This window comes from Pacificimonas sp. ICDLI1SI03, assembly GCF_054740865.1.
Genome location: NZ_JBSQAU010000001.1, coordinates 142,314 through 154,532, shown reverse-complemented (window position 1 = coordinate 154,532; position 12,219 = coordinate 142,314). Strand labels below are relative to the sequence as shown.

At 60.8% G+C, this 12,219-nt stretch carries 15 protein-coding genes; 14 read left to right on the top strand and 1 reads right to left on the bottom strand.

The features are described 5' to 3' along the window. The first annotated feature begins 83 nt into the window (after positions 1–83). Positions 84–803 carry a PEP-CTERM sorting domain-containing protein gene (locus ACSMXM_RS00700; protein ID WP_460313072.1) on the top strand — a complete coding sequence of 240 codons (720 nt, stop codon included), beginning with the start codon at positions 84–86 and terminating at the stop codon, positions 801–803. 257 nt (positions 804–1,060) lie between these two features. On the opposite strand, the gene ACSMXM_RS00695 is transcribed toward ACSMXM_RS00700, so the two are convergent. Beyond that, the gene (locus tag ACSMXM_RS00695) at positions 1,061–1,999 is read right to left on the bottom strand and encodes a flavin reductase (protein WP_460313071.1); all 939 of its coding nucleotides are present in this window, start codon (positions 1,997–1,999) and stop codon (positions 1,061–1,063) included. A gap of 110 nt (positions 2,000–2,109) precedes the next feature. On the opposite strand from ACSMXM_RS00695, the gene ACSMXM_RS00690 reads away from it, so the two are divergent. From ACSMXM_RS00690 to ACSMXM_RS00630, 13 genes are all read left to right on the top strand, one after another. After that, entirely contained in the window at positions 2,110–2,784 is a 675-nt protein-coding gene (locus ACSMXM_RS00690; RefSeq protein ID WP_460313069.1) for a glutathione S-transferase family protein, read from the top strand. Beyond that, positions 2,739–3,722 (top strand): hypothetical protein, encoded by a 984-nt coding sequence (locus ACSMXM_RS00685; RefSeq protein WP_460313067.1) that lies wholly within the window; start codon positions 2,739–2,741, stop codon positions 3,720–3,722. Before ACSMXM_RS00690 ends, ACSMXM_RS00685 begins: the two co-directional genes overlap by 46 nt. Further along, positions 3,719–4,231, top strand: coding sequence for a universal stress protein (locus ACSMXM_RS00680; protein WP_460313065.1), 513 nt, complete (start codon positions 3,719–3,721; stop codon positions 4,229–4,231). Before ACSMXM_RS00685 ends, ACSMXM_RS00680 begins: the two co-directional genes overlap by 4 nt. A gap of 87 nt (positions 4,232–4,318) precedes the next feature. Further along, positions 4,319–4,879: a NifU family protein gene (locus ACSMXM_RS00675; protein WP_460313063.1), complete on the top strand. Its 561-nt coding sequence runs from the start codon at positions 4,319–4,321 to the stop codon at positions 4,877–4,879. Positions 4,880–4,965: 86 nt separating this feature from the next. Continuing rightward, positions 4,966–5,559, top strand: coding sequence for a malonic semialdehyde reductase (locus tag ACSMXM_RS00670; RefSeq protein ID WP_460313061.1), 594 nt, complete (start codon positions 4,966–4,968; stop codon positions 5,557–5,559). An 8-nt stretch (positions 5,560–5,567) separates the two neighbouring features. Then, positions 5,568–6,179 carry a tRNA (adenosine(37)-N6)-threonylcarbamoyltransferase complex dimerization subunit type 1 TsaB gene (gene tsaB / locus ACSMXM_RS00665; protein ID WP_460313059.1) on the top strand — a complete coding sequence of 204 codons (612 nt, stop codon included), beginning with the start codon at positions 5,568–5,570 and terminating at the stop codon, positions 6,177–6,179. Then, the gene (locus ACSMXM_RS00660; protein WP_460313058.1) at positions 6,176–6,652 is read left to right on the top strand and encodes a GNAT family N-acetyltransferase; all 477 of its coding nucleotides are present in this window, start codon (positions 6,176–6,178) and stop codon (positions 6,650–6,652) included. The genes tsaB and ACSMXM_RS00660 overlap by 4 nt, the downstream gene beginning before the upstream one ends. 89 nt (positions 6,653–6,741) lie before the next feature. Next, on the top strand, positions 6,742–7,170 hold the full coding sequence (locus tag ACSMXM_RS00655) for a Ros/MucR family transcriptional regulator (protein ID WP_460313056.1): 429 nt from the start codon (positions 6,742–6,744) through the stop codon (positions 7,168–7,170). Between the two features lie 473 nt (positions 7,171–7,643). Beyond that, positions 7,644–8,267, top strand: coding sequence for a lysophospholipid acyltransferase family protein (locus ACSMXM_RS00650; protein ID WP_460313054.1), 624 nt, complete (start codon positions 7,644–7,646; stop codon positions 8,265–8,267). A 37-nt stretch (positions 8,268–8,304) separates the two neighbouring features. Continuing rightward, complete coding sequence (gene miaB, locus ACSMXM_RS00645; RefSeq protein ID WP_460313052.1) at positions 8,305–9,633, top strand: tRNA (N6-isopentenyl adenosine(37)-C2)-methylthiotransferase MiaB; 1,329 nt, start codon at positions 8,305–8,307, stop codon at positions 9,631–9,633. 118 nt (positions 9,634–9,751) lie between these two features. Further along, positions 9,752–10,756, top strand: a complete 1,005-nt coding sequence (locus tag ACSMXM_RS00640; RefSeq protein WP_460313050.1) for a PhoH family protein — start codon at positions 9,752–9,754, stop codon at positions 10,754–10,756. Beyond that, positions 10,749–11,282: an rRNA maturation RNase YbeY gene (gene ybeY, locus ACSMXM_RS00635; protein ID WP_460313049.1), complete on the top strand. Its 534-nt coding sequence runs from the start codon at positions 10,749–10,751 to the stop codon at positions 11,280–11,282. Before ACSMXM_RS00640 ends, ybeY begins: the two co-directional genes overlap by 8 nt. Before the next feature lie 2 nt (positions 11,283–11,284). Beyond that, on the top strand, positions 11,285–12,160 hold the full coding sequence (locus ACSMXM_RS00630) for a hemolysin family protein (protein ID WP_460313047.1): 876 nt from the start codon (positions 11,285–11,287) through the stop codon (positions 12,158–12,160). Positions 12,161–12,219: the final 59 nt, after the last annotated feature.

The window sequence follows — 12,219 nt, the reverse complement described above, 5'->3', positions numbered from 1 at the left end:
ACCTTTCGTTACCAACCCTCGGCTTCGACTCGCCTGGTAAATGTTTGACCGAGTAATAATAGCTTTCCAAAAGGGTGCGAAAAATGAAGTATTTGATTAGCGTAGCCGCGGCACTTGCCGCTTCAACCGCCGCTCAATCCGCAGTCGTCACGCTGGACGATTTCGAAACCGAGCTTTCCAATTCTCCGCTGGCAACGAGCGGCTCCACCGTTACGTCGAACGAGATGATCACCGTTGGTGGCAATCAGTTTGATCGCACGACGCAGCTGACGGTCGACGGCAACGCGAATGGCGCGCCCTCCGAAGCGTCGGCGCGTACGGTCGTGCGGGATGGCAGCTTCGAATTTTCCTTGTCCAACGACACCGGCGTTACGTCGATCCTGTCGCTGTCCTATGATGTGGCCGGCCTGTTTTCGGCTGGCGTGACCGGCCCCACCGGCGTCCTGACGCTTAGCGAACTGTTCGCGGATCGCCCGCGCACCTTCACGCTCAGCCTGAATGGCGTCGAGCAGGATACTGATGCCGCGCTCGTAGATACGGAATTCGGTTTCGTTCGCGACGTCATGCTGGAATTCGACACGTCCTTCCTGACGGGTTCGGATGTTTTCACGCTGACGCTCGACTCGGGCGCTGGCATCAGCCCTGGCGATGCGCTCGACCTGCAGATTGGCGAGCTCCTCCTGGATGTTCCGGGTGGCCCGTTCGAACTGCCAGTCGCTGAACCCGCCAGCCTCGGCCTCCTTGGCCTCGGCGTACTCGGCATTGCCGCCGCACGTCGTCGTCGCAAGGCGATCGCCAGCTAACGGCAACAAAACAGCCTTACTTCAATGGGCCATCTTTCCTTCGGGGAAGGTGGCCCATTCTGTTTCACACTCTCGGATATGAGGGTCGTCGTAGGACGGGACGAATAGCCGAAGGCAGCGCGACCGGACAAAAGACAGGGGAGGTCGGTCTGATCGCCTCCACGAACCGACGTCTCTGCCTGCCAAAAATTTACCCGCCGTTCGGAAAAATCATATCGCTTATGACCACGTTTTTCCGGAAAAGGGGGGCACGTCGCCTATCCCTCTGCCGACGTCGCATGGATCAGGTTTCTCAAGCGATTCTTGAGGGCGAGCAATTCGTGAACCGTCATGCTGTCTGCTACGTGGGCCTCAACGGACTTTGCGGCGTCGGATAGCTCCTTGAGCGCCTCCCGTGCGGCGTCCGTGATCCACAGGGCATCGCCACGCCGCTCAATCATGCCGCGATAGACCAGCCTGTCGATTTCCGCTGTCCCTTCTGTCGCGGCGGCGGCCTCAATCAGATCGTCCATATCCGCCTCTGCCCAGCCATCCCGCGCAGACAGCGCAGATAGCAGCACATGATCCGCCTCGCTGAGCTTATGATGGTCGAGAACGACACGAACATCCTGATATATTTGGAACCGTGCCCGACCGAGCAAATGGCCGACGAAATCCTGATCGAAACTATAATCCTCGGTCGACATGCCGTCCGCCGAAAGGGCGTCGGCAATGCGCGCTGCCAGGACGTAATCGCCGCCATGGTAAATCAGCGGCGCCGACCCGGCCTGCGTGAACTCCAGCACCTCCCCGACAAAGATGACATGATCGCCGCCATCATATTGATGCGCCGTGCGGCATACGAAACGTGCGGCGCATCCGTCGATCAGGGGCACGCCACCGTCACCCCGCGATAAATCCAGCCCCGCGAACTTGTCCGCCTTGCTGGTCGCGAACCTGTTCGACAGAGACTGCTGCTGCGAGGACAGGATGTGAACCGCAAAATGATCCGCCTGCTTGAATGCGGGAAGGTTGCGGGAGGCTCGCGCCAGGCTCCATAATATCATCGGCGGGTCCAGCGAGACGGAATTGAAGCTGTTCGCCGTCAGGCCGACGTCGTGACCCTGGGCGTCGACCGTCGTCACCACCGTGACGCCGGTAGCAAAGCTGCCGAGAGCGTCGCGAAACGAACGCGCGTCAAATGTGGAATCTACCATTTCCGTCCACCTGTCATCTAAAACCCTGGCCTGAGACACGGGCCTAAACTGAATCAGGAACGCCCGAACGGCGTTTCCATGTCCCCGAAAGCAAGTTAGACGTTACCGCCATGAAAATCATCCTCGGCAACAAACGTTATTCCAGTTGGAGCCTGCGCGGCTGGTTGGCCGCCAAGCAATCCGGCCAGGCGTTTGAGGAAATGGTGATTCCGCTGCGTACGCCCGAATGGCAGGAAAAGGCCGCAGATCCGAATGTGATGCCGTCCGGGCGTGTGCCTACGCTTTGGGATGACGGCATCGCCGTGTGGGAGTCCTCGGCCATTATCGACTGGTTGGCCGAGCGCCATGCCGACCGCCACTTCTGGCCGACCGATGAAGCGGCTCGCGCATTTGCCCGCTCAATCGCGGCGGAGATGCACGCCGGCTTTACCTCCCTCAGACAGCAATGCCCGATGGACGTGCTCGCCCATTATCCCAGCTATCGCCTGACGGACGGTACGCAACTGGACGTGGAGCGGATCGTGGCTCTCTGGTCAGAGGCCCGGAGCAGATTCGGTCAGAACGGCGACTTTTTGTTCGGCGATTTTGGCGCAGCGGACATGATGTACGCCCCCGTCGTCATGCGGTTTCGGACTTATGATGTAAAACCGTCTGGCGAGGCGCAGGGGTATATGCACGCGGTCCTGGACCATCCATGGCTGGTCGAATGGTGCGCCGCAGCCGCCGAGGAGCCGGCGGATTGGATCATTCCGGCCTATGCCGAGCAAGCGGCGCAGTACGCCTGATGGCCATGTTTGCCGATCTTCGCCGAAAATGGCTCGCCGGGTCGCTGGAGCGGCAGGAAAAAACCGGGCGGTCGCGCCTGCCCGCGCGGGTGGCGGGGGTGCCAAGATGGCTACTGGGCCTCGCAGCCCTGATCCTGTTCCTTATTTTCTATTGGGGCATTCTGGGGTGGATATTGGAGGACACGTCGACTGACCTGACGCTCCGCCCCTCCGTAGATGCCCTGCCGCCCGGCGGCAGCGTCACCGTTGGATCGCTGGCGGCGCTGACTGAGGCGGAGCTGGGTCGTGCAGGATGGAGCCCGAACAATAGCTGGCTGCGCCCAACCGCTTTCCAGACCGAGATGCCCGCCCTGCAAAGGGGAATCTATCCAGTCCTTGCCGGTGTCGCGACCGTGCTGGGGTCCAGTGGCGACGAAGATCTCATGGATGTGGCCGACGATTTTTCGGTCGGCCCCGACCGGGATTGGCTACACGGTGATTTTCCCTTCATCGGCGGCAGCACGGAAGGGCATATGCGCGACGCAGCCGAGGCACTGATCCGCTATAATAGCCGACTGTCGGAGGGCGATGCGGAACGGCTGACCGGGGCAAATAATGCACGCCAGCTGGTCACAATGATCGGGGGGCGCCTGGCCAACGACATTCGGAAATTCGACGCAGCCCTGCGCAGCGATGCCGGCATCGCTGCGGTCGATTATCAAGAGGTGCGCGGCAAGGCCTATGCTGCGGCAATCCTGCTGCGCGGCGTCCAGAGCGATTTCGAACCCGTTCTGCGCGACCGCGAACTGACCTCCGTATTGGTGGAAGCCATAGAAACGCTGGACCGCGTCGCGAGCGAGGATCCGATGTTTCTCACCGACGCCGACCGTACCGAGCAGGCCTATCTGGTGCGTAGCGCGGTAAGCTCCCTGTCGCAAATCCGGGCCGGCCTGCAATGAGCGAGGATGACGTTCTGCACCCCGCCGCCCCCAGCCTGACGGGGCCGGGATATCTGCTGGTCGTGGATGGCAGCCAGGAATCGGCCCGCGCGTTGCGCTATGCCGCAGGCCGAGCGAAGACCATGTCAGGTTCCATCACATTACTGCACGTCATCGCGCCGCCGGAATTCCTGCAATGGGGCAGTGTTCAGGAAATGATCAAGGCGGAAGCGCAGGAAGACGCCGAAGCGGTGCTGGGCCGCGCCGCCGAGCAGGTCATCGCCATGTCCGGCATTCGTCCGTCTTTGCTGATCCGCGAAGGCAAGCTGGTCGATGAGGTGACAAAGGCTCTCGCCGACGACCCAACCCTGTCCGCACTGGTGCTGGGCGCAGCGGCGAAGGGCGCCCCCGGTACACTGGTACAGCATTTTTCCGGCGAACGTGCTGGCGCCCTGCCCGCCGTCGTCATCATCGTGCCGGGCGCCCTCGACGAGGAGGCGATTGATCGTCTGACCGGACACCGCGCCTAAACACCGGACGTGCGGAAGGCGCACAGCACCCGCCCGCTTGAAGCCGCCCTGCCAAATCGCCACATCGGGGCGAACGGAGATTTCATCATGCACGTCCAGACGCAGACCACACCGAACCCCGCCACCCTGATGTTCCAGCCAGGCCGGCAAGTCAGCCCGGCAGGAACCCACGACTTCACCTCCCCCGAGGATGCGGCCTCGTCGCCATTGGCCAATGCGCTTTTTTCTCTCGGAGATGTGACCGGGGTATTCTTGGGCGCCGATTTCGTGTCCGTCACCCGCGACCCGGCGGGTGCCGACTGGGCACAGCTTAAGCCAGAAGTTCTTGCGATCATCGTCGATCATTTTGCAAGCGGCGCGCCGGTTATCATCGAAAGCGAAAGCTATGAAGCGCCCGCGATCGCCGAGGATCCAGACACGGCCGATATCCGCAATCAGATTACCGAACTGCTGGACGAGCGTGTGCGGCCCGCCGTCGCAGGCGATGGTGGCGACATCGTCTTCCACGGGTTTCAGGATGGTATCGTCTATTTGAAGATGCAGGGCGCCTGCGACGGCTGCCCTTCGTCCACGGCGACATTGAAGAATGGCATCGAGAATCTTCTGCGTTACTACGTTCCAGAGGTGGAGGAAGTGCGCGCCGTTTAGGTCCGGTCGTCTAAATCTGGACCAAGCCGGTTGCCTGTGTCGGAACCTGTGGCTATCCGCGATGCAAAATCGAAACGGAGGCTTTCATGTCCGATCATCTGTTGAGCGACCGCGACCTAGACCTGATCTTTCGGGAGGCGCGTACCTATAATGCTTGGTCTGACAAGCCGGTCAGCAAGGTGGAATTGCACGCCATTTACGAATTGATGCGCATGGGGCCGACATCCGCCAATTCCTCTCCGGCGCGTCTGGTTTTCTGCCAGTCCGAGGAATCGCGGGAAAAACTGGCTCAGTGCGCCTCCGAAGGCAATCAGGAGAAAATCCGGTCGGCGCCGGTCACCGTCATTATCGGCGAGGACATGGAATTTTATGAAAAGCTGCCCCAGCTCTTCCCCCATGCCGATGCGAAAAGCTGGTTTACCGGCAGCCCCGAGCTGATCGAGGAAACCGCATTCCGCAATTCCAGCCTGCAGGGCGCCTATCTGATTATTGCCGCTCGGGCGCTGGGCCTCGATTGCGGCCCCATGTCCGGGTTCGACAAGGACAAGGTGAAGCAGGCCTTCTTTGACGGCACCACCATTCGCCCCAACTTCCTCTGCTCGCTGGGGCACGGCACGACGGAAAACCTTTTCCCCCGGTCGCCGCGCCTCAGCTTCAACGAAGCCTGCGAGATTCAGTAGCCGGAAGGATGATTCTTGCGATTGGCACCGCACATCGGGCCTGCTCTCTGGCGCTGATCCAGAATGGCTGCGTCGCGGCCCGCGTTCACGACATCATCGGACGCGGACACGCCGAAAAGCTGGTGCCAATGATTGCGGATCTGGTTGGTGGCAATGCCATCGCCCACATTGCCGTCGAGGTAGGGCCGGGCAGCTTTACCGGGATCCGCGTCGGGATCGCCGCCGCAAAGGCGCTCGCCTTCGCTTGGGGCGTGCCGGTTAATGGATTTCTGTCGACGGAGGTGCTGGCGGCCCGCGCTGCGTCAGAACTCGCCCGGGATAGCCGCATCGCCGTCGTGCTTGACGGCGGCAGGGGCGAAGTATTCCTGCAATATTTTACGGGCACGTCCCCCATCGGCGATATCCGCGCCGTACCGGCGGCTTCCGTCGCGATCGATGCAGAGGCGACGATTGGTACGGGTGTACCGTTGATCATGCTGCCTGCTGGCGTGCGCAATCTCGGTGCACATATTCCCGACGCCGCCGATGTACGATTGCTAGTACCCGGCCGGCTGTCGACGCGCGATGCGACGCCAGTTTATGTGCGCCCGCCGGACGCGAAGCCCCCCGCCGCCCGATGACCATGCAATTCCGCCCCGCCACAGCCCGCGACACCCTGTTGCTGGCGTCTCTCGCCCGGGAGGCCTTTGATCCAATGTTTGGGGAGGGCTGGTCCAGCTCCCAATTGACGGGCACATTGTCGCAGCCTCACGCGTGGTCGGAAATCGCAAGCAGAAACGATACCCCCCTCGGCTTCACCCTCAGCCGTATTGCTGCGGATGAGGCCGAATTGTTACTTGTTGCCGTACACCCGAAGGAACGCGGCCAAGGCCTTGGTCGTGAACTATTACTGCGTGCTGCAGGTCACGCCGTAAATAATGGTGCCCGGTTCATGCACCTGGAAGTCAGAAAGAATAATTTGCCTGCCCTCAATATTTATCGTGCAGCAGGATTTTGCGAAGTTGGTCATCGTACTGCCTATTACCGGGGCATGGATGGGCGTGCACATGATGCGGTAACGATGAAACGTGAACTGCCGATCATTTCTGCTTGAATTAATATTTGCGTTTTTTCTCTGATGGAGACATATGCGCCCATTATGGGCCTTACCCGCCTCCATCAAATTGAATACAGGAAATTGCAATGGACGACGAACTGAACGCGCACGAAGATATGATGGGACTAACCGCGGAAATCGTTTCCGCCCATGTCGGAAACAATACGGTTGCAGTTAGCGACCTGCCTACACTTATCGAACAGGTTTACACGACGCTGGCGAAACTTGGTGGTGAAACGCAGGAAGAAGTTCAGCAGGAGCCCGCTGTTTCTGTGCGTGCATCCGTCAAACCCGACTATATTGTCTGCCTGGAAGACGGCAAGAAGCTGAAGATGCTTAAAAGGCATTTGATGACAAGCTACGGCATGACCCCCGACGATTATCGTCGCAAATGGAACCTGCCCTCCGATTATCCCATGGTTGCCCCCAATTATGCGAAGCAGCGCCGCGAACTGGCCAAGAAGATCGGCCTGGGCACGAAAAAGACGCGCGGCCGCGCCGCCCCCAAGAAGTAGCCGCATCTCGCGCCCCTAACCGTCCGGGTTTGGGGCGCGGATTTATCCCTGGCCGGATGCGCTGCAGAAAAAGCCACGCTTTTCTGCCGGACTAAGAAGCAGCCCTCCCCGCATCGGGGCGCTGAAAAAGGGATCGACCTGAACACATTGTGCGTTGAGCGAAGGGACTGTCCTGCGCCCCGCCGCCGGGCTATCCTGTGCTTATCCTAGCGAAATGACGACCGCCCAGACGTCAAGAATCGGAAGCCCTTCTGACCGACACGACCGATCTTTTGATGGACCATCCTTCTGATCCTGTGGCGTACGATAGTGAGGCGCATCATCGCATCCCTTGGGAGAGGATTGCGCCTTTTCTCTTCATCGCACTGCTTCTCGTGCCTCCCAACTGGCTGATCAGGAAACTGTTTCCGCAACACCAGCCGTGGTTGCCGAAGGCGTTTCATCGCCTGATATGCTGGGCCTGCGGCATCACCGTGAAAACGCACGGCCGCCGCGCGCGTCGAACCGTCCTTTATCTTCCAAACCATATCAGCTGGGCGGACATCCCTGCGCTCGGCTGCCTGATGCGTGCGCGGTTCGTCGCAAAAGAGGAAATCGGCGAGAGCCGAATGATGCGCTTCTTTTGCGAGCAGCAGCGCACGCTGTTCGTGAAGCGGGAGAGCCGCCGCGACGCTGCGCGGCAGGCAAGCGAACTGTCCGCCGCACTGCATGCAGGCGACAGCGTTGTTGTATTCGCCGAAGGGACGACGGGGGACCTGCGACGCCCCCTGCCCTTCAAATCCTCGCTGCTTTCCGGTCTGACCGAGGGGCAGCTGGAACATGTACGCATCCAGCCTGTCTCCATCGCCTATACGCGCGTCAGGTCCATGCCGGTAGTGCGCGGCCGCTTCCCTCAAATCGCTTGGCTGGGGCATTTCGCCATTGAGGATTCGGTGAAGCAATTTCTCCGCCTGCGTGCCGTGCGCGTGGACATCATCTTTCATGAACCGCTGGACCCCGCCGCGTTTGAAGATCGCAAGCAATTGACACGTGCCGTCTCAGCTACGGTCGCAAGGGGTTACAGGCGGGCAATGCGCGACTATATTAAGCCTGCATGACGAATCACCCTATTTCGACGGAGCCCGCGCGGCACCCGTGACTGCCCCCAAATCCTATTTTGTCAAAAGCTACGGCTGCCAGATGAATGTCTATGACGCGGAGCGCATGGGCGAGTTGCTGGAGGCGGACGGCCTGTCGCGCGCGTCGACACAGGGCGAAGCGGACCTTATCGTCCTGAACACCTGCCACATCCGTGAAAAGGCGTCGGAAAAGGTCTATTCCGAAATCGGGCGTATCGAGAAGGCGGGCCGGTCGCGCGAAGGCGGCAAGGCGATGATCGCCGTGGCGGGATGTGTTGCGCAGGCGGAGGGCGCGGAGATTGCAGCCCGCGCGCGCGGCGTCGACCTGATCGTCGGACCGCAAGCCTATCACCGACTGCCCGCCATGGTCGGCAGCGCGACGCGCGGCGAGCGTCCGGTCGATACCGACCTGCCGACGCTGGCGAAGTTCCGCGCGCTCGGCACCGCGCGCAAGGCGGCGCCCTCCAGCTTTCTGACCATTCAGGAGGGGTGCGACAAATTCTGCACCTATTGCGTCGTGCCCTACACACGCGGCGCGGAAGTTTCGCGCCCGGCGGCAACCCTGCTGGAGGAGGCGCGCAAGCTGGCGGACGGCGGCACGCGGGAAATCACGCTGCTCGGCCAGAATGTGAATGCCTATGATGACGGCGCGGGCACCGGCTTTGCCGATTTGATCGCGAAGGTGGCGGACATTTCCGGCATCGACCGCATCCGCTATACCACCAGCCACCCCGCCGACATGACCGGGGAACTGATCGCTGCCCACGGCGAAATCCCGGAACTCATGCCCTATCTGCACCTGCCCGTGCAGTCGGGGAATGATCGCATCCTGAAGGCTATGAACCGCAGCCATACGGCTGAGAGCTATTTGGAAAGCATCGCTGCCCTGCGCCGGGTGCGCCCGGACATGGCGATTTCCGGCGACTTCATCGTCGGCTTTCCCGGAGAGACGGAGGCGGAATTCGAGGATACGCTGCAGATCGTCCGCCAAACGAACTACGCGCAGGCCTACAGCTTCAAATATAGCCCGCGTCCCGGAACGCCGGCCGCAGACATGGACGATCAGATTGCCGAGGAGGTGAAATCGGACCGTTTGCAGCGACTTCAGGCGCTTTTGAACGAACAGCAGCTTGCCTTTAACGCGGCCAGCGTCGGTACGCGGACAAGCGTGCTACTGGAACGGGCCGGCAAGCATGCGGGACAGTTGATCGGAAAGACCCCCTGGTTGCAGTCGGTTCACCTGCACGCGCACGGCGCGAAGACAGGAGAGATTGTCGACGTTCGCATTGAAAGCGCGGGACCCAATTCCCTGTCGGGCGTTCTTGCGGAAAGAAAGGCGGCGTAGTGACAATATCTGTGGTCATGCTGGACCGGCTTCAGCATCGAACAGTGTCAGGAAAGAGCAGCGCTCCTCGGCAGAACGGCCGTGGTTACGCCCGCCCTTGTGCGGGACGAGGCCGATAATGCCAAAGCGGAAGGCCTCTTCTCCCGACGTCGTTACGGCAAATGATGCGGCACGGCTCGACATCGCATTTGATCGGCCAGAACTGCTCGGCCCGCTGTTTGGCCAATATGATCAGAATCTGATCGCCATCGAGAACCGGCTTGGTGTCTATATCGCCGCGCGCGGCGATAAGGTCACGATCGAGGGCAATGCCGAAGCCATTGCGCGGGCGCGCGACGTGCTGACAGAATTACACCAGAAGCTGATGCAGGGCAGCGACGTGTCGGTAACCGATGTGGAAACGGCCATTGCCATGGCGGACGCTCCCTTGCTGGGAGGTATTGAGAGAAAGCGGGAAAAACGCCCGCAAGTGGTCATTCGCACGCGCCGGAAAACCATCGTGCCGCGCACGCCGATGCAATTGCATTATATGCAGGCGCTCGCGGCAGAGGAGATCATCTTTGCCCTGGGGCCAGCCGGTACCGGCAAGACCTATGTCGCCGTCGCTCAGGCGGTTTCACAGTTGATCACCGGCAGCGTCGACCGGCTGATCCTGTCGCGCCCCGCCGTCGAGGCCGGCGAGCGCCTGGGCTTTTTGCCGGGCGACATGAAGGAAAAGGTCGATCCCTATTTGCGGCCGCTATACGACGCGCTTTACGATATGTTGCCGTCCGATCAGGTAGAGCGCCGCATCGCCTCTGGCGAGATAGAGATCGCGCCGCTGGCCTTCATGCGTGGCCGCACACTTGCCAATTCGTTCATAATTCTCGACGAGGCGCAGAATACGACGCCGCAACAAATGAAGATGTTCCTGACGCGGTTCGGAGAAAACAGCCGCATGGTCGTGTGCGGCGATCCGAAGCAGGTCGATCTGTCCGACCCAGGCCGCTCCGGCCTAGCGGACGCCGTGTCAAAGCTGGAGGGGATAGAGGGCACTGCGACGGTTCGCTTCGGCGCGGCTGACGTCGTTCGCGCTCCCATCGTCGCACGCATCGTCGCCGCATATGAGGGCAATGATGCTTGAGGTGGAAGCGAGTACGGAGGGCGATGACTGGCCCGATTTAGCGTGGCGGGAACGCGCGGCGACCGCAGTGCGTGCGGCTCTCCTCGCCAGTCAGCACCCCCATCTGGTGGAGGGGCGGCTGACCACTGAGGTTTCCGTGAAGCTGTCAACGGATGCGGAGGTCAGGACACTCAATTCGCAATATCGCGGCAAGGACAAGCCGACCAATGTCCTGTCCTTTCCGCTGGTACAGGCGGATCTGCTGCCCGCGATGACCAATTCGGACGATGGCGAGGTCCTGCTGGGTGACATCATCCTGGCCTATGAAACCTGCGCACGCGAAGCGGCGGAAAAGGACGTTTCCCTGGAACATCATGCTGTGCACCTGATCGTGCATGGGACGCTTCATCTGATCGGTTATGATCATGAGAATGAGCCTGATGCGCTCGTGATGGAGCGGCTGGAAACGGACATTCTGAAAAAACTTAATATTGCCGACCCCTATGCCGAACGCCCTGCCGCGCCGGACGAGGCAGAGGACCAATAGACATGGCATCGTCACCGCCTGACCAGACCCCCAATCGCCCCGCGATGCGGTTCCTGAAGACATTGCTGTTCGGGCGACGCGATGCAACGCTTCGCGAATCCATTGAGGAGGCGCTGGACGAACATGGCGCCGACGATACATCCGTCGCCGGCGACCTCAGTTCCGACGAACGCACCATGCTGCGCAACCTGCTCGATTTCGGCGAGCGTCGCGCGGGCGATATCATGGTGCCGCGCAGCGACATCATGGGCTTTGATGCGTCCGGCAGCTTTGCCGGGCTGGTGCAGGCCTTTGCCGAGGCAGGTCACAGCCGCCTGCCCATTTATAATGGCGATTATGACAGCGTCCTGGGCATGATACATGTCAAGGACGCCTATAATGTTTTGGCTGCGCACGGACGCAATGCGGACCAGCGTCTCGACGCCATCATTCGGCCCGTCCTCTTTGTTCCCTTCGCCATGCGCGTGCTCGATCTTCTCGCGCGGATGCGGGCGGGGCGGACGCACATGGCTATCGTCGTCGACGAATATGGCGGCACGGACGGCCTCGTGACAGTAGAGGATATCGTCGAAGAAATCGTCGGCGACATCGAGGATGAGCATGACGATCCGGAAGAGGAATCCATCGTCGCACTGCCGGATGGCGCGTATGAGGCGGATGCACGCCTGGATATTCACGTGTTGGAGGAGCGGCTGGGCAGCGATTTAGTCGATGCCGTCGACGGCGATATCGACACACTTGGTGGCCTGATCTTTATGCTGGCGGGAGAGGTTCCCTCCGTCGGTACGACGCTGAAACACCCGGAGGGCTGGAGATTTGAGATATTGGCCGCGGATGAGCGCCGCGTCGAGCGTGTCCGGGTAACGCCCGATGCGTGATCAAAAGGCGATTAACCCGGTTGAAGCAGACCCCCCTTACGCTAAGTGAACCCACGAAT

Bases quoted from the DNA above. Each gene is read 5' to 3' on its own strand.
- ACSMXM_RS00700 (WP_460313072.1), top strand. From the start codon at position 84: ATGAAGTATTTGATTAGCGTAGCCGCGGCACTTGCCGCTTCAACCGCC.
- ACSMXM_RS00695 (WP_460313071.1), bottom strand. From the start codon at position 1,999: ATGGTAGATTCCACATTTGACGCGCGTTCGTTTCGCGACGCTCTCGGC.
- ACSMXM_RS00690 (WP_460313069.1), top strand. From the start codon at position 2,110: ATGAAAATCATCCTCGGCAACAAACGTTATTCCAGTTGGAGCCTGCGC.
- ACSMXM_RS00680 (WP_460313065.1), top strand. From the start codon at position 3,719: ATGAGCGAGGATGACGTTCTGCACCCCGCCGCCCCCAGCCTGACGGGG.
- ACSMXM_RS00675 (WP_460313063.1), top strand. From the start codon at position 4,319: ATGCACGTCCAGACGCAGACCACACCGAACCCCGCCACCCTGATGTTC.
- ACSMXM_RS00670 (WP_460313061.1), top strand. From the start codon at position 4,966: ATGTCCGATCATCTGTTGAGCGACCGCGACCTAGACCTGATCTTTCGG.
- tsaB (WP_460313059.1), top strand. From the start codon at position 5,568: ATGATTCTTGCGATTGGCACCGCACATCGGGCCTGCTCTCTGGCGCTG.
- ACSMXM_RS00660 (WP_460313058.1), top strand. From the start codon at position 6,176: ATGACCATGCAATTCCGCCCCGCCACAGCCCGCGACACCCTGTTGCTG.
- ACSMXM_RS00655 (WP_460313056.1), top strand. From the start codon at position 6,742: ATGGACGACGAACTGAACGCGCACGAAGATATGATGGGACTAACCGCG.
- ACSMXM_RS00640 (WP_460313050.1), top strand. From the start codon at position 9,752: ATGCCAAAGCGGAAGGCCTCTTCTCCCGACGTCGTTACGGCAAATGAT.
- ybeY (WP_460313049.1), top strand. From the start codon at position 10,749: ATGCTTGAGGTGGAAGCGAGTACGGAGGGCGATGACTGGCCCGATTTA.
- ACSMXM_RS00630 (WP_460313047.1), top strand. From the start codon at position 11,285: ATGGCATCGTCACCGCCTGACCAGACCCCCAATCGCCCCGCGATGCGG.